This window comes from Methylobacterium sp. SyP6R (genome assembly GCF_019216885.1).
In the GTDB taxonomy this organism is placed as follows: domain Bacteria; phylum Pseudomonadota; class Alphaproteobacteria; order Rhizobiales; family Beijerinckiaceae; genus Methylobacterium.
Genome location: NZ_JAAQRC020000001.1, coordinates 5,867,182 through 5,881,694 on the forward strand (window position 1 = coordinate 5,867,182; position 14,513 = coordinate 5,881,694).

The following is a 14,513-nucleotide window of genomic DNA, read 5'->3' on the forward strand; positions in this document are numbered from 1 at the left end:
GTGCGGCGAAAGCGGCCCATATCGGCAGAATATGCTTGGGAACCGCGCAATCTGCCTGCCGATGCATCGAAATACAGGGTACCCCGTGCACGGTTCGGCCCCAATGCTCAGAGCGCCGCCACCTCCGCTGCCAGGTCCGGCGCAATCGCCCGCGCCTCGGCCAGGAAGGCGGTAACGAGCGGGGTCATGGGATCGCGCTCGGGGACGACGAGGCCGATCATGTGGCTGACGTCCGGATCGGTGATCGGCACCGCCCGCACCCGCTCGGTGAGCCGGAAGGTCTCGGCGAGCGCCGCCGGCATGATGCTCGCCCATTTGGCGGTGCGCACATGCGTCACGAGCACGATCATCGAGTTCGATTCGAGCAGCGGTGCCGGCTCGGCGCCGGCGGCGCGCAGGTGGCGGTCGATGATGCGGCGGTTCTGCATCGCGGGCGTCAGCAGGCAGAGCGGGATGCGGCCGACCTCGGCCCAGGTCACGCTCGCGCGTCCGCCATAGATCCCGTCGGCGGCGGTCAGCAGGCGGTAATGCTCGCGGTAGAGCGGCAGCGCCGTGACGCGCCCCAATGGCTCGTCCTCGATGTAGGTGAGGCCCGCATCGAGTTCGAGATTGGCGATCTGTCGGATGATCTCGTGCGAGGTCGCGGACTGCACCGAGAAGCGCACCGCCGGGTGGCGGGCGCGGAACGGCGTCGTGAGTGCGGCGACCATCGGGGTCGCGGTCGGCACCGCCGCCATCCGCAGCGTGCCCGAGAGGCCACGGCGCAGGGCCGCCACCTCCTGGCGCATGGCGCGGGCATCGCCGACGATGCGCCGGGCCCAGTCGAGCACCCGCTCGCCCTCCGGGGTGAATCCCTGGAAGCGCGAGCCGCGTTGCACGAGAAGCACACCCAGCCGCTCCTCGAGCTGCTTGACCCCCGCCGAGAGGGTCTGCTGCGACACCCCGCAGGCCTGGGCGGCGCGGCCGAAATGCTGCTCGCGGGCGAGCGCCAGGATGAACTCGAGACGGTCGATCATCGAAGGGTCAAGGTCACGTCCAGCGGCTCGAAACGGCCCTGCGAGGCCGAGCACGGTTTCGCGGAATCATTCGAGCATCAAGACGAATGTCCAGTGTCCACAGGCGAATTCGGAACGCCGATGCGACGCCAACGCCGTTGCGCTTGCGGCGGCATTGTGGTGAGAGACGCCTGACCGGGTCTCGGCCGGGTTCCGGCCGCAGGGCGGCGGGCCGGCATCCTACGACCGAGACAGGACGGCGCTCCCGACGCGCGGGCAGCCGTTGCCGGCACACAGCCTGTTGGGGAGCATCGAGGGCAGATGGGGATGGCGAGGGCGCAAGGCCGGCGGTTGAGCCGGGGCTTCTGGGGAGGCGCAGCGGCGCTGGCGACGACCGGGTTCCTCGGCACCGCCACGGCCGTGTCGGCGGCGGGCATCGGCCAGCCGGTGCCGTGGCAGATGGACCTGCAGAAGCCCGTGACCGAGGTGGCGACGGAAATCTACAATTTCCACCACCTCCTGAACTGGATCATGCTGGTCGTCGTCCTGTTCGTGCTCGCCCTGCTGATCGCGGTGGTGGTCAAGTTCAACGAGACGAAGAACCCGACCCCGTCGCGCACCACCCACAACACGATGCTCGAGGTCGCCTGGACGATCGTCCCGGTGCTGATCCTCGTGGCGATCGCGATCCCGTCGTTCCGGGTGCTGCGCACGCAGCTCTCCGACCCGAAGGCCGACCTGATGGTCAAGGTCATCGGGCACGCCTGGTACTGGTCCTACGAGTACCCGGAGGCGGTCGGCGGCTTCAAGTTCGACGCCAACCTGCTCGAGGGCGAGGACCAGGTGAAGTCCGGCCAGCCCAAGATGCTCGCCACCGACAACGAGATGGTGGTGCCGGTGAACAAGATCGTGAAGATCCAGGTCACCGCCGCCGACGTGATGCATTCCTGGGCGATGCCGTCCTTCGGCTTCAAGATCGACGCGATCCCCGGCCGCCTCAACCAGTTCTGGTTCAAGGCCGACCGCGAGGGCGTCTATCACGGCCAGTGCTCCGAGCTGTGCGGCCAGCGCCACGCCTACATGCCGATCACCGTGAAGGTGGTGAGCGAGCAGGCCTTCCAGGCCTGGACCGCCGAGGCCAAGACCAAGTTCGCCCGCACCGACGGCGGCGCCAAGTTTGCTGAAGCGAAGTAATCCGCTTCGCGAACGCCGACTGATTTCATGATGCGGGGTGCCGCCGCCGGCGCGCCCCGCCCCTTTCGACAGACCGACCGAGACATTCCTCGAAGAGGCTGACCCCATGGCTCAAGCCGTTGCGGCAGGGCACGACCACGCCCACGACCACACCCCACCGTTCTTCACGCGCTGGTTCAACTCGACCAACCACAAGGACATCGGCACGCTCTACCTGCTGTTCGCCTTCTCGGCGGGCATCGTCGGCGCGTTCCTGTCATTCGGCATCCGGATGGAGATGGAGGCCCCCGGCCTGCAATACTTCTCCAACCCGCAGACCTACAACGTGTTCGTGACCGGGCACGGCCTCATCATGGTGTTCTTCATGGTGATGCCGGCCCTCATCGGCGGGTTCGGCAACTGGTTCGTGCCGCTGATGATCGGCGCGCCGGACATGGCGTTCCCGCGCATGAACAACATCTCGTTCTGGCTGACGGTCGCGGGCTTCATGAGCCTCGTCTGCTCGCTGTTCGTCGAGGGCGCCCCGGGCGCGGTCGGCGCCGGCACCGGCTGGACCGTCTACCCGCCGCTCTCCACCGCCGGCCATCCCGGCCCGGCCGTCGACTTCGCGATCTTCGCCCTGCACCTGTCGGGCGCGGGCTCGATCCTCGGCGCCATCAACTTCATCACCACCATCCTGAACATGCGCGCGCCGGGCATGACCCTGCACAAGATGCCGCTGTTCGCCTGGTCGATGCTGGTGACCGCCTTCCTGCTGCTGCTGTCGCTCCCGGTCCTGGCCGGCGCGATCACCATGCTGCTGACCGACCGCAACTTCGGCACGACCTTCTTCGACCCGGCCGGCGGCGGCGACCCGATCCTGTACCAGCACCTGTTCTGGTTCTTCGGCCACCCCGAAGTCTACATCATGATCCTGCCGGCCTTCGGCATCGTCTCGCACATCATCTCGACCTTCTCGCGCAAGCCGGTCTTCGGCTACCTGGCGATGGCCTACGCGATGGTGGCGATCGGCGTCGTCGGCTTCGTGGTGTGGGCCCACCACATGTACACCGTGGGCCTCACGCTCCAGACCCAGTCCTACTTCGTGTTCGCCACCATGGTGATCGCGGTCCCCACCGGCGTGAAGATCTTTTCCTGGATCGCCACGATGTGGGGCGGCTCGATCCGCTTCACCGCCGCCATGCACTGGGCCGTCGGCTTCGTGTTCCTGTTCACCGTCGGCGGCGTCACCGGCGTGATCCTGGCCAACGCCGCCGTCGACCGCTACCTGCACGACACCTACTACGTCGTCGCGCACTTCCACTACGTGCTGTCGCTCGGCGCGGTGTTCATCATCTTCGCCGGTGTCTACTACTGGTTCCCGAAGATGACCGGCCGCATCATCCCGGAATGGGCCGGCAAGCTGCACTTCTGGCTCGCCTTCATCGGCGCCAACGTGCTGTTCTTCCCGATGCACTTCCTCGGCCTCGCCGGCATGCCGCGTCGCTATGCCGACTATCCGGAGGCCTTCGCGGGCTGGCACTGGGTCGCCACCATGGGCGGTCACATCTTCGCCCTCGGCATGGTCGTGTTCGTGATCGGCGTGGTGCTCGCCTTCCGCTCCAAGGAGCGAGCCGCGGACAACCCGTGGGGCGAGGGTGCCACCACCCTCGAGTGGACCCTGTCCTCGCCCCCGCCCTTCCACCAGTACGAGACCCTGCCGGTGATCGTGGACGAGCCGTCCCACGCCCACTGACCGATCCGAGAGGGGGCCGCCCGAGCGCGGCCCCCGCTCTTCCCCCGAGCGCCTGGCGGGCGTTCCGGCGAGGAGCGCGACACTCAACCCTCGCACGCGAAACCTTCCCACGATGGCCGCGACACCCAGCATGACCACCCTGTCGAACAGCGCGATCTCCGACCGTCCCTTCGTCGAGGCGAACAGCTCCGGCGGCGAGGTCGCGGATTACTTCGCGCTCCTGAAGCCCCGGGTGATGGCGCTGGTGATCTTCACCGCCCTCGTCGGCATGACGGTGACGCCGTCGCACGTGAACCCGGTGATCGGGGCGATCTCGCTCCTGATGATCGCCGTCGGGGCCGGCGCCTCGGGCTGCCTCAACATGTGGTGGGACGCCGACATCGACGCGGTGATGACCCGCACCCGCACCCGGCCGATCCCGGCCGGGCGGATCCAGCCGGGCGAGGCTTTGTCCTTCGGGCTCACCCTCTCGGTCGGCTCGGTGCTGGTGCTGGGCTTGGCGGCGAACTGGCTGTCGGCGGGGCTCCTCGCCTTCACCATCGTGTTCTACGCCGTGGTCTACTCGATGTGGCTGAAGCGCTCGACGGCGCAGAACATCGTGATCGGCGGTGCCGCCGGTGCGCTCCCGCCGATGATCGGCCAGGCCGTGGTCACCGGGTCGATCGGGATCGAGGGCACGGTCCTGTTCCTGATCATCTTCATCTGGACCCCGCCGCATTTCTGGGCGCTGGCGCTGGTCAAGGCCGGCGAATACGCCCGCGCCGGCATCCCGATGATGCCGAACACCGCCGGGCCGGATTCCACCCGCCGCCAGATCCTCGCCTATTCGGTGCTGCTGGCCCCGCTCGGCCTCGCCCCGGTCTTCCTCGGCTTCGGCGGCCTGATCTACGGCGTCGTCGGCCTCGTCGGTGGGCTGGCCATGGTGGCGCTCAGCGTCCAGGTGCTGCGCCGGCGCGAGGGCGAGGCGGCCAACAAGGCGGCGATGAGCCTGTTCGGCTTCTCGATCCTCTACCTGTTCCTGCTCTTCTCCGCCCTGCTGGCGGAACAGGGCCTCGGGCTGTTCCGGCCGGTCTTCGGCTGAAGCGCCCTCCCCTCGGTGACGCAGTGATGAGTCCGGTGCCCCAGCAACTCACCCCCGACGAGGTCCAGCGCCGGCGCAAGCGCTCCATCGCGATCGCGATGGTGCTCGCCGCCCTGGTCCTGATCTTCTACGTGCTGACGATCGCTAAGCTCGGCCCCCAGGTCCTCAACCGGCCGCTGTGACGATCCGCGAGGCGATGCCGTCATGACCGATCCGCGTCATCAGATGCAGAAGAAGGCCCGCACCACGGCGCTCGCCTGCCTCGGGCTGGTGGTCGGGATGACGGCGCTCGCCTTCGCCTTCGTCCCGCTCTACGACCTGTTCTGCAAGGCGACCGGCTATGACGGCACGCCGCTCCGGGGCGCTGCCGCCAGCGGCCCGGCGAGCCAGGACACGATGGTGGTGCATTTCGACACCAACGTCGCGCCCGGCCTCCCCTGGCGCTTCGTGGCGGAGACGCCGCAGGTCGAGGCCCGGCTCGGCGCGACCCAGACGGTGTTCTTCCGCGTCACCAATGCCGGCACCACGCCGAGCACCGGCATCGCCACCTTCAACCTCCAGCCCGGGCTGACCGGCGGCTACTTCGTCAAGGTGCAGTGCTTCTGCTTCAACGAGCAGACGCTCCAGCCCGGCGAGACCATGGACTTCCCGGTGGTGTTCTACGTCGAGCCCGGCATCAAGGCCGATTCGAACACCCGCGACCTCACCGAGATGACCCTGTCCTACACCTATTTCGCGTCGAAGAACGGCCAGCCGCAGGCCGCCCTCGCGACGCCGGGGGGGACCAAGCCCAATTGACGGGATGGGACAATTGACGAGGTGACAAATCCGCCGGGGCGGCATTAAAGCGTGACCGTGGACAGCCGTGGGCGGGGGACGCCGCGGCGCCGGGGGAACGAGCCGCCTCCCGAACACCAAGATCCACGGCCGGCGCGGGGCGCGACCGGTTCGAGACCAGGCAGGAGACCCGACACGATGGCCGAGGCGCACGGGAAGCACCACGACTACCACCTCGTCAATCCGAGCCCGTGGCCGCTCATCGGCTCGATGAGCGGCTTCACGATGACGACGGGCGCCGTCCTGTGGATGAAGAGCCTGACCGTCGCCAACATGGCGCTCGGCCCCTACGTCTTCTTCGCCGGCCTGCTCGGCGTGCTCTACACCATGCTCAGCTGGTGGCGGGACGTCACGCACGAGGCCAATACCGGGGATCATACCCGCGTGGTGCAGCTGTCGCACCGCTACGGCATGATCATGTTCATCGCCTCCGAGGTGATGTTCTTCGTCGCCTGGTTCTGGGCCTATTTCGAGGCGGCGCTCTACACCGCCGATCCGATCCAGGCCTCGCGGGTCGAGTTCACCGGGGGCCTGTGGCCGCCGAAGGGCGTCGAGGCCTTCGACCCCTGGCACCTGCCGCTGCTCAACACCCTGATCCTGCTGACCTCGGGCACCACGATCACCTGGGCCCACCACGCTCTCCTGCACAACGACCGCAAGGGGATGAAGTACGGCCTGTGGCTGACCATCGCCCTCGGCGTGCTGTTCTCCTTCGTCCAGGCCTACGAGTACGGCCACGCCCATTTCGGCTTCTCGGGCAGCATCTACTCGGCCACGTTCTTCATGGCGACCGGCTTCCACGGCGCCCACGTCATCATCGGCACGATCTTCCTCGCGATCTGCCTGTACCGGGCCTATCTCGGCCAGTTCACCCAGAAGCAGCACCTCGGCTTCGAGTTCGCCGCCTGGTACTGGCACTTCGTCGACGTGGTGTGGCTGTTCCTGTTCGCCGCGATCTACGTCTGGGGCTCGGGCGTCGGCCACGCTGCGGCGCACTGACGGCCTCCGGCTGCACCAGGATCATGAGAGGGCGGCGCAAGCCGCCCTTTTTCTTATGGTGCGCGACTCCCAGATCGGGACCATCGCGCGTAATCGCTCAGGAGCCAGGCCCATGGAGCACAACCGCACCGTCGACTCACCGGCGACCGTGGGCCTGCGCGGGCGCTGCCCGCGCTGCGGCGAGGGGCATCTGTTCAAGGGCTTCCTCAGCTTCCGCCCGTCCTGCGAGGTCTGCGGGCTCGATTACCGCTTCATCGATTCCGCCGACGGCCCGGCCTTCTTCGTCATGTCGATCGTCGGCATCGTGGTGGTGGCGCTCGCCATGTGGGTGGAGTTCGCCTACGAGCCGCCGATGTGGGTCCATGCCCTGCTCTGGGCGCCGCTCTCGATCGTGCTGAGCCTGATCCTGGTCCGCCCGCTCAAGGGCATGATGGCGGCGCTGCAATATGCCAACAAGGCCGCCCAGGGCCGCTTCCGGTGAGCGCCTTGAGCCCGGCGGAGCGGCGCGCGGCCTTGCGCGACCTCGTCGCTCCCGCCCTCGCGAGCCTGGTGTGCTTCTGCATCCTGATCGGCCTCGGGGTCTGGCAGCTCGAGCGCAAGGCCTGGAAGGAGGCGCTGATCGACCGGATCGTCGCCCGCTCGCGCATCGAGCCGCCGGCGGCGCTTCCGGCCTTCGACCGGTTCGATCCGGCCCGGGACGAGTTCGAGCGGGTGCGCGCCAGCGGCCGTCTCCTCAACGACAAGGAGACGCTGGTCCACGGCCTCGCCCCCGGCGACACGCCCGGCCGGGCGCTCCAGGGCTATTACGTGATCACCCCGCTGCGCCTCGACGACGGCCGCACGGTCTTGGTCAATCGCGGCTTCGTTCCGACCGAGCTGAAGGACGTCGCCCGCCGCGCCGCCGGCCAGGTCGAGGGCGAGACCACGATCACCGGAATGCTGCGCCAGAGCGAGGCGCGGGGGATGTTCGTGCCGGCGCCGAACCCGCAGACCGGCGAGTGGTTCAACCGCGACGTTCCGGGCATCGCCGCCGCCAAGGGGCTGACGGGCGTCGCCCCCTACCTGATCGAGGCCGACGCGACGCCCAATCCCGGCGGCTGGCCGAAGGGCGGGCAGCTCCGGGTCGACCTGCCGAACAACCACCTGCAATACGCCTTCACCTGGTTCGGCCTCGCGCTCTGCCTCGTCGGGGTGTTCGCGGCCTTCGCGCTCCGGCGCCTGCGGCCGGAGCCTGTGGAGGGTGCCGCGCCGTCAACAGCCACCCCGCCGCGTCCTTAAAACAGCCGCGTTGTCCAGGCTCGGTTCATCCCGCCAGGCGCTTGTCTCGCCGGGTCTCTCCCACGGGCGCCCCCGGCCCTCCGGTCATCGATGAACGCGATCCTCATCAAGCTGTTTGCCACGGCCCTGACGCTCAGTCAGGTCACCACCCGTCCCGACGCGATCCGGACGCAGTTCGATCCGGCGAAGGACGGGCCGGAGGTGGTGCAACTCCTGCGCGACGGCTGCGCCCATATGCGCAAGGCCTTCGACATCGAGGACATCAACCTCGACGACCTGATCTCGACCGCGATGGAGGATCCGAAGGCGGTCGCGGGTGAATCGAAGCTGCTGCACGGCCTCGACATCGGCGAGCTGAACACGAGCTACAAGCAGTTCTGCAAGGGCGAGAACCCGGCGAACTCGCCCTTCGTGGCGCGGGACGTGATCGAGTTCTACAACAAGGCGGTCACCGACCTGCCGGACGCCAACGCCCTCAAGACCCTGCGGCTGCCGGGCGCGACCACGATCCTCGACGGCCGCGGCAACCGCTTCTCCGAGACCTTCGAGCCCAACGGGCGCCGGGTCGCGGTGCCGATCGGCGAGATTCCGCCGCTGGTTCAGAAGGCCTTCATCGCCGCCGAGGACAAGCGCTTCCTCACCCATCACGGCATCGACGAGCGCGGGGTGATCCGCGCCTTCATCGGCAACCTCGCCTCGCCGGGACGGCCGCAGGGCGGCTCGACCATCACCCAGCAGGTGGTGAAGAACCTCTCCGTCGGCGACGACGTCACCTACGAGCGCAAGATCCGCGAGATGATCGTCGCGGCCCGGGCCGAGCGGGTGATGACGAAGCCCGAGATCCTCGGCCTCTACCTCAACGGGATCTATCTCGGACGCGGCGCCTACGGCGTCGAGATGGCCTCGCGCAGCTATTTCGGCAAATCCGTCAGGGATCTCAACGTGGCGGAGGCGGCGCTCCTCGGCGGGATGCCGAAGGGCCCGAACTTCTACAACCCCGACCGCTACCCCGAGCGGGCGCGGGAGCGGCGCGCCTACGTCCTCACCCGCATGAAGGAGGAGGGCACGATCACGGAAGCCGAGATGAATACGGCGCTCGCCGCCCCCTTGGGCCTCGCGCCGCTGGAGCGCCTGCGCCAGGATGCCGGCTTCCACTTCGTCGACCATCTCACCCGCGAGGCGCGGACGCTGGCCGGCCTCGATTCGCTGACGGCCGGCGCCTACACCGTGCGCTCGACCCTCAATGCCGGCCTCCAGGAGGCGACCGAGGGCATCCTGCAGGAGAGCCTGTCGCGCTACGAGGCCTCGACCGGCCGTGCCCGCTACGAGGGGCCGGAGGCGAACCTCGCGGATGCCGTGCGCCGGATCGAGGCCGCGGCGCCCGCGCCGGAGCCGGCTCCCGCCCCTCCCCCGGAGCCCGCGCCGAAAGGCAAGAAGGGGCACAAGCAGCCCAAGGTGGCCAAGCCCGCCGGCCTGAAGCCCGCCGGCCCCAAGCCCGCCTGGCAGCGGGCATTGGAGACGGCGCGCCTGCCGCTCTACGACGTGCACTGGCCGGCGGCGATCGTGCTGTCCACCGGCGGTTCGGCCGGGGTACGCGTCGGCCTCGCCGACGGGCGGGTCGCGAGCCTGAACCCGGGCGCGGCCCGCGGGCGACTTTCACCCTACGACGTGGTGCGGGTCAAGCTGTGGGACGGCAAGGGCGTCCCCCGGGCCGACCTGCGCGTCCGCCCGCAGGTCCAGGGCGCGGTGCTGGTGATGGAGAACCGCACCGGGCGCATCCTCGCCATGGCGGGCGGCTTCTCCTATCCCTTGAGCCAGCTCAACCGGGTGACGCAGAGCGTGCGCCAGCCCGGCTCGACCCTCAAGCCCCTGACCTATCTCGCCGCGCTCAATGCGGGCCTGCAGCCCAACACCCTGGTGATGGATGCCCGCGTGACGCTGCCGCCGATCGGCGGAGTGGGCGATTCGTGGTCGCCGAAGAACTACGAGGGCGGCGGCTCCGGCCCCACCACCCTGCGCCGCGGCCTGGAGCATTCGAAGAACCTCGTCACCGCCCAGCTCCTGCGCGGCGGCATCGCCGAGAAGGCCCCGGCGAGCCTGCAGAAGGTCTGCGACATCGCGCTCGAAGCCCAGCTCTACGCCGAGTGCGAGCGCTACTATCCCTTCGTGCTCGGCGCCCAGCCGGTGCGGATGATCGATCTCGCGGCCTTCTATGCGGCTGTCGCCAACGAGGGCGAGCGGCCCTCGCCCTACGGGCTGGAGAGCGTGACGCAGGGCGACAAGGTGCTCTACCAGCACGCCGATCGGCCGCTCGCCCGCATCGGCTCGGCCGACCGGGTGGCGTTCTACCAGCTGAAGAGTATCCTCCAGGGCGTGACACAGCGGGGCACGGCCGCGGCGCTCGCCCGGTTCTCTCCTTTCGTCGCCGGCAAGACCGGAACCTCGGAGGACGAGAACGACGCCTGGTTCTCCGGCTTCACCAACGAGATCAGCATCGTGGTCTGGGTCGGCTACGACAATGCCGACGGCAAGCGCCGGACGCTGGGACGCGGCCAGACCGGCGGCCATCTCGGGGTGCCGATCTTCGCCCAGGTGCTCCAGGCCGCCTGGGCCAACGGGGTGCCGAAGACGCCGCTCACCGGCCCGAGCCCGGAGGCCAAGGGGCTGATCGCCGATGCGCCGATCGACCTGCGCTCGGGCCAGCGGGTGGCCGGCGGCGGCTTCATGGAGCATTTCCGCCTCTCGGTGGATGGCCGCCTCGCCGAGACCCGCTTCAAGCTGGTGCCGCAGGAGCAGATCTACGCGATGCGGCCGGACAGCGAGCAGGACGGCGACGAGCAGGACGGCCTCCCGGGCGAGAACCCGGGCCGCATGCCCGACGAGGCGCCGGATTCCGACCGCTACGATCCGTTCGGCGGCCTGTTCGGCCGGCCCGATCCGCAGCCCTATGCCCGCCGCGCCCAGCCGGTGCCGGCGCCCGAGCCGTACTGGCCCGGCGCGCGCAGCCGCTCGCCCTTCGGCGACGACGACGAGGTCGTCCGCCGGCCGCGCCGGCGCGACCCCGACTACCCGTTCGGTGAAGACCCGAACTACTGACCCGAACCAAACAGGATGAATCCCGTGCGTGACAGCCTGACGGCGCGCCCGCGCCTCTTTCCGCTCGTGCTCGCCGCGACGCTCGCGGCCTCCCCCGCATACGCCGAGTACCGCACCAAGGACGTGCCGGCGGTGACGAGCCTCGATCCGGCGGGACTCGCACCGAACACCATCGCGGTCACCGATCACCGCGACAATCCGGCGAGCCCGGAGAGCGGGCTGGTACCCTTCACGGAGTGGGGCAAGCGCAGCCCAGCCCAGAAGGCCCTGCTCGCGCCCTATCCCGCTTACGTCGAGCCCGACTACGTCCAGACGGTGAACGGGGTGGCCAAGCCCCGGCACGAGGCGCTGAAGGTCTATGTCGCCGAGGCGCGGTTCATCGTGCCGCGGGCGGCCGACCGCATCGACCTGAAGCGCTTCGCCACGATCCCGTTCCTGTCGCGGATGGACCCGGCGATCAAGCACAAGACCCTCAACCCGGCCGACGCGACCCCGACCAAGGACCCCGCCGCCGCCTTCGCCCGCCGGCCCGACCGGCCGTGGTGCGAGGCCCCCGACACCACCTGCATCGAGTCGCGCTACGACCTCGAGGGCAAGCTGCCGCTCGGGGTCAAGCTCGCCAACAAGCTGGAGGACGGGTCTAAGAAGATCGCCGAATACGTCTCGTTCCAGAGCGAGTTGCGGGTGCTGCCGCCCGACGAGGCGGGGAAGCTCGTCCAGCTCACCAAAATCGAGGCGCCGGTGGCCGGCGCGATGGAGCAGAACATCTTCTGGGTCAACCAGATCCTGCGCTTCGGCAAGTTCCTGGCGGTGATGCAGCCGGTGGCGGGCGAGCCGGACAAGACGGTGGTCACCGCCTACATGACGCTCGGCATCAAGGCCGACGTGCTCGACCGCAAGAAGGAATACGAGCGCGTCCCGGTCCTGCGCAACCTGCTGCCGGCCCAGGTGCTGATGGGCAATTCCTCGTTCAACACCGGCACCTCGATCAGCGCCGGCCTGCCGACCTATGCGCGCAACCGCATCGCGGCCTTCGCGGATGCGCTGGCGAAGGAGTGAATATCGGTTACAACAGGTTCATCTGCCAAGAATAACCGACGCAAATCTCCTACCAACGACCCCATCCTGAGGCGTCAGTCGATCGAAGATCGACTGACCTCGAAGGAGATCTCCAGATATCCCTGAGATTTCTGGAGCCCTCCTTCGAGGCTCCCTTCGGTCGCACCTCAGGATGAGGTGAGAGGGTGGCACGCGCTGATTCCCCGCGCGACCGTCTTTACGCAGCCAACAGGCTTTGGAGCGAAGGCCGGCGAGTATCCCGCGCCCGCCTCCCGGAAGCGCCTCAAGCCGCGTGATGCGTCTCGGCCAGCGCGTAGACCGGCGTGTCCAGCCCTTCCATTCGCGCCTTGAGCTGGAGCGCGAGGTAGAGCGAGTAGTGGCGCGACTGGTGCAGGTTGCCGCCGTGGAACCACAGCGCCTCCTGCCGGGTCGGCTTCCACATGTTGCGCAACTCTCCCTCCCACGGCCCCGGATCCTTGGTGGTGTCCGAGCCGAGGCCCCAGCACTTGCCGACCCGATCGGCGACCTCCTGGCTGATGAGCTTGGCCGCCCAGCCGTTCATCGAGCCGTAGCCGGTGGCGTAGACGATCACGTCGGCGGGCAACCGCGTGCCGTCCTCCAGCAGAACCGCGTCCTCGGTGATCTCCTTGACCCGGCCATGCGCCAGCTTGATCTTGCCGTCGGCGATCAGGTCGGAGGCGCCGACATCGATGTAGTAGCCCGAGCCGCGCCGCAGATACTTCATGAACAGGCCCGAGCCGTCATCGCCGAAATCGAGCTGGAAGCCGGCCTTCTCGAGCCTCCCGTAGAACTCGGCGTCGCGGATCTTCGCCTGCTCGTACACGGGGATGTGGAACTCGTGCATGATCCGGTAGGGCACCGAGGCGAACAGCATGTCCGCCTTGTCGGTGGTGATGCCCTTCGCCAAGGCCTCCTCCGAGTAGAGGCCGCCCAGCGCCAGCTCCATCAGCGTGTCGGACTTGACGATGTGGGTCGAGGAGCGCTGCACCATGGTGACGTCGGCGCCGTTCTCGTAGAAATCGGCGCAGATGTCGTGGGCCGAGTTGTTGGAGCCGATCACCACCGCGCGCTTGCCGCGATAGGCCTCGCCGCCGGGATGCCGGCTGGAATGATGGCTCTCGCCCCGGAAGCGCGCCATGCCCGGATAAGTCGGCAGGTTGGGCACCCCCGACATGCCGGTGGCGAGCACCAGTTGCTTGGGGCGCAAGGTCAGCCGCTCGCCGTCGCGTATCAGCTCGACCACCCACTCGCCGGCGGCCTCGTCGTAGCGGGCCGAACTCACCTCGGTCTTCGACCAGTAGTTCAGCTCCATGACCTTGGTGTACATCTCCAGCCAGTCGCCGATCTTGTCCTTGGCGGCGAAGACCGGCCAGTGATCGGGGAAGGGCAGGTACGGCAGGTGGTCGTACCAGACCGGGTCGTGCAGGTGCAGCGACTTGTAGCGGCTGCGCCACTGGTCGCCGGGCCGGTCGTGCTTGTCGACGACCAGGGCCGGCACGCCGAGGCGCTTGAGCCGGGCGCCGAGCGCGATGCCGCCCTGGCCGCCGCCGACCACGAGGACATAGGGCTGGCGGGTACGGCCGAGCTCCGCCTCCTCGTCGCGCCGCCGTTCCGACCACGAGCGCCGGCCGGGCTCGACACCGTGATGCACGCCGCGCTCGCGGCGCGGCCCGCCCGGCTCCTCGAAGTCCTTCAGCTCGCGTGCTGCGGTGAGGAGGGTCCAGGCCTCCTCACCTTTCAGGCGCAGGTAGCCGCGCCCGCGCAAGGTTGCGGTGTCGAAGGCGATCCAGGCCTCGGTGACGCCGTCGGCCTCGGTCGCCGGCTCCTCCAGGGTGAAGCTTCCGGGTGCGACTGCGCCGAGCTGCGCCTGGAGCATGGTGCGGATCGCCCCGCGCCCCTCCAGCGTGGTGATGTTCCAGGTGAAGGCGACGAGGTCGCGCCAGAAACAGGTCTCGGCGAAAAGCTCAGCCGCACCGGCGGCGTCGCCAGCGCGCAAGGCCGCCTCGAAGCGGTCGAGCCAGGCGATGACCCGGGCATCGGCGGGCGACAGGCGCTCCAGTTTACGAGCCATGGCGTCCATTGGGTTCCTCCCCTTGTTGTGCGGGGTGGGTTGCGCAAGGGGTGTGCCAGGGCGAAGCGGACCCGACATGCAGGGCACTGGGAGATGCGGCTGGAGTCAACCGAATGTTCATCCCGCTCTCGACCTCATCCTGAGGTG

At 68.7% G+C, this 14,513-nt stretch carries 12 protein-coding genes; 10 read left to right on the top strand and 2 right to left on the bottom strand.

Features of this window, described 5'->3' with window-relative positions:
* Nucleotides 1–107 precede the first annotated feature (107 nt).
* Nucleotides 108–1,016: a LysR family transcriptional regulator gene (locus tag HBB12_RS26980; RefSeq protein WP_236992179.1), complete on the bottom strand. Its 909-nt coding sequence runs from the start codon at nucleotides 1,014–1,016 to the stop codon at nucleotides 108–110.
* Nucleotides 1,017–1,316: 300 nt separating this feature from the next.
* On the opposite strand from HBB12_RS26980, the gene coxB reads away from it, so the two are divergent.
* The 10 genes from coxB to HBB12_RS27030 all read left to right on the top strand — a co-directional run bounded on the left by coxB (nucleotide 1,317) and on the right by HBB12_RS27030 (nucleotide 12,274).
* Nucleotides 1,317–2,189: a cytochrome c oxidase subunit II gene (gene coxB / locus HBB12_RS26985; protein ID WP_236992180.1), complete on the top strand. Its 873-nt coding sequence runs from the start codon at nucleotides 1,317–1,319 to the stop codon at nucleotides 2,187–2,189.
* Between the two features lie 106 nt (nucleotides 2,190–2,295).
* Nucleotides 2,296–3,924: a cytochrome c oxidase subunit I gene (ctaD, locus tag HBB12_RS26990; RefSeq protein WP_236992181.1), complete on the top strand. Its 1,629-nt coding sequence runs from the start codon at nucleotides 2,296–2,298 to the stop codon at nucleotides 3,922–3,924.
* A gap of 130 nt (nucleotides 3,925–4,054) precedes the next feature.
* Entirely contained in the window at nucleotides 4,055–5,005 is a 951-nt protein-coding gene (locus HBB12_RS26995) for a heme o synthase (protein WP_236992912.1), read from the top strand.
* A 26-nt stretch (nucleotides 5,006–5,031) separates the two neighbouring features.
* Complete coding sequence (locus HBB12_RS27000) at nucleotides 5,032–5,187, top strand: cytochrome c oxidase system small membrane protein (RefSeq protein WP_203154411.1); 156 nt, start codon at nucleotides 5,032–5,034, stop codon at nucleotides 5,185–5,187.
* 22 nt (nucleotides 5,188–5,209) lie between these two features.
* Complete coding sequence (locus HBB12_RS27005) at nucleotides 5,210–5,803, top strand: cytochrome c oxidase assembly protein (RefSeq protein WP_236992182.1); 594 nt, start codon at nucleotides 5,210–5,212, stop codon at nucleotides 5,801–5,803.
* 177 nt (nucleotides 5,804–5,980) lie between these two features.
* Nucleotides 5,981–6,841 (top strand): cytochrome c oxidase subunit 3, encoded by an 861-nt coding sequence (locus HBB12_RS27010; protein WP_236992183.1) that lies wholly within the window; start codon nucleotides 5,981–5,983, stop codon nucleotides 6,839–6,841.
* A 112-nt stretch (nucleotides 6,842–6,953) separates the two neighbouring features.
* Nucleotides 6,954–7,322, top strand: coding sequence for a DUF983 domain-containing protein (locus tag HBB12_RS27015; RefSeq protein ID WP_236992184.1), 369 nt, complete (start codon nucleotides 6,954–6,956; stop codon nucleotides 7,320–7,322).
* Nucleotides 7,319–8,119 (top strand): SURF1 family protein, encoded by an 801-nt coding sequence (locus tag HBB12_RS27020; RefSeq protein ID WP_236992185.1) that lies wholly within the window; start codon nucleotides 7,319–7,321, stop codon nucleotides 8,117–8,119. Before HBB12_RS27015 ends, HBB12_RS27020 begins: the two co-directional genes overlap by 4 nt.
* Nucleotides 8,120–8,209: 90 nt before the next feature.
* On the top strand, nucleotides 8,210–11,215 hold the full coding sequence (locus HBB12_RS27025) for a penicillin-binding protein 1A (protein ID WP_236992186.1): 3,006 nt from the start codon (nucleotides 8,210–8,212) through the stop codon (nucleotides 11,213–11,215).
* A 15-nt stretch (nucleotides 11,216–11,230) separates the two neighbouring features.
* Entirely contained in the window at nucleotides 11,231–12,274 is a 1,044-nt protein-coding gene (locus tag HBB12_RS27030; RefSeq protein WP_442919326.1) for a hypothetical protein, read from the top strand.
* Between the two features lie 283 nt (nucleotides 12,275–12,557).
* On the opposite strand, the gene HBB12_RS27035 is transcribed toward HBB12_RS27030, so the two are convergent.
* Nucleotides 12,558–14,366, bottom strand: a complete 1,809-nt coding sequence (locus HBB12_RS27035) for an NAD(P)/FAD-dependent oxidoreductase (protein WP_236992913.1) — start codon at nucleotides 14,364–14,366, stop codon at nucleotides 12,558–12,560.
* Nucleotides 14,367–14,513: the final 147 nt, after the last annotated feature.

Bases quoted from the DNA above. Each gene is read 5' to 3' on its own strand.
- ctaD (WP_236992181.1), top strand. From the start codon at position 2,296: ATGGCTCAAGCCGTTGCGGCAGGGCACGACCACGCCCACGACCACACC.
- HBB12_RS27025 (WP_236992186.1), top strand. From the start codon at position 8,210: ATGAACGCGATCCTCATCAAGCTGTTTGCCACGGCCCTGACGCTCAGT.
- HBB12_RS27035 (WP_236992913.1), bottom strand. From the start codon at position 14,366: ATGGCTCGTAAACTGGAGCGCCTGTCGCCCGCCGATGCCCGGGTCATC.
- HBB12_RS27030 (WP_442919326.1), top strand. From the start codon at position 11,231: ATGAATCCCGTGCGTGACAGCCTGACGGCGCGCCCGCGCCTCTTTCCG.
- coxB (WP_236992180.1), top strand. From the start codon at position 1,317: ATGGGGATGGCGAGGGCGCAAGGCCGGCGGTTGAGCCGGGGCTTCTGG.
- HBB12_RS27015 (WP_236992184.1), top strand. From the start codon at position 6,954: ATGGAGCACAACCGCACCGTCGACTCACCGGCGACCGTGGGCCTGCGC.
- HBB12_RS26980 (WP_236992179.1), bottom strand. From the start codon at position 1,016: ATGATCGACCGTCTCGAGTTCATCCTGGCGCTCGCCCGCGAGCAGCAT.
- HBB12_RS27010 (WP_236992183.1), top strand. From the start codon at position 5,981: ATGGCCGAGGCGCACGGGAAGCACCACGACTACCACCTCGTCAATCCG.
- HBB12_RS27005 (WP_236992182.1), top strand. From the start codon at position 5,210: ATGACCGATCCGCGTCATCAGATGCAGAAGAAGGCCCGCACCACGGCG.
- HBB12_RS27000 (WP_203154411.1), top strand. From the start codon at position 5,032: ATGAGTCCGGTGCCCCAGCAACTCACCCCCGACGAGGTCCAGCGCCGG.
- HBB12_RS26995 (WP_236992912.1), top strand. From the start codon at position 4,055: ATGACCACCCTGTCGAACAGCGCGATCTCCGACCGTCCCTTCGTCGAG.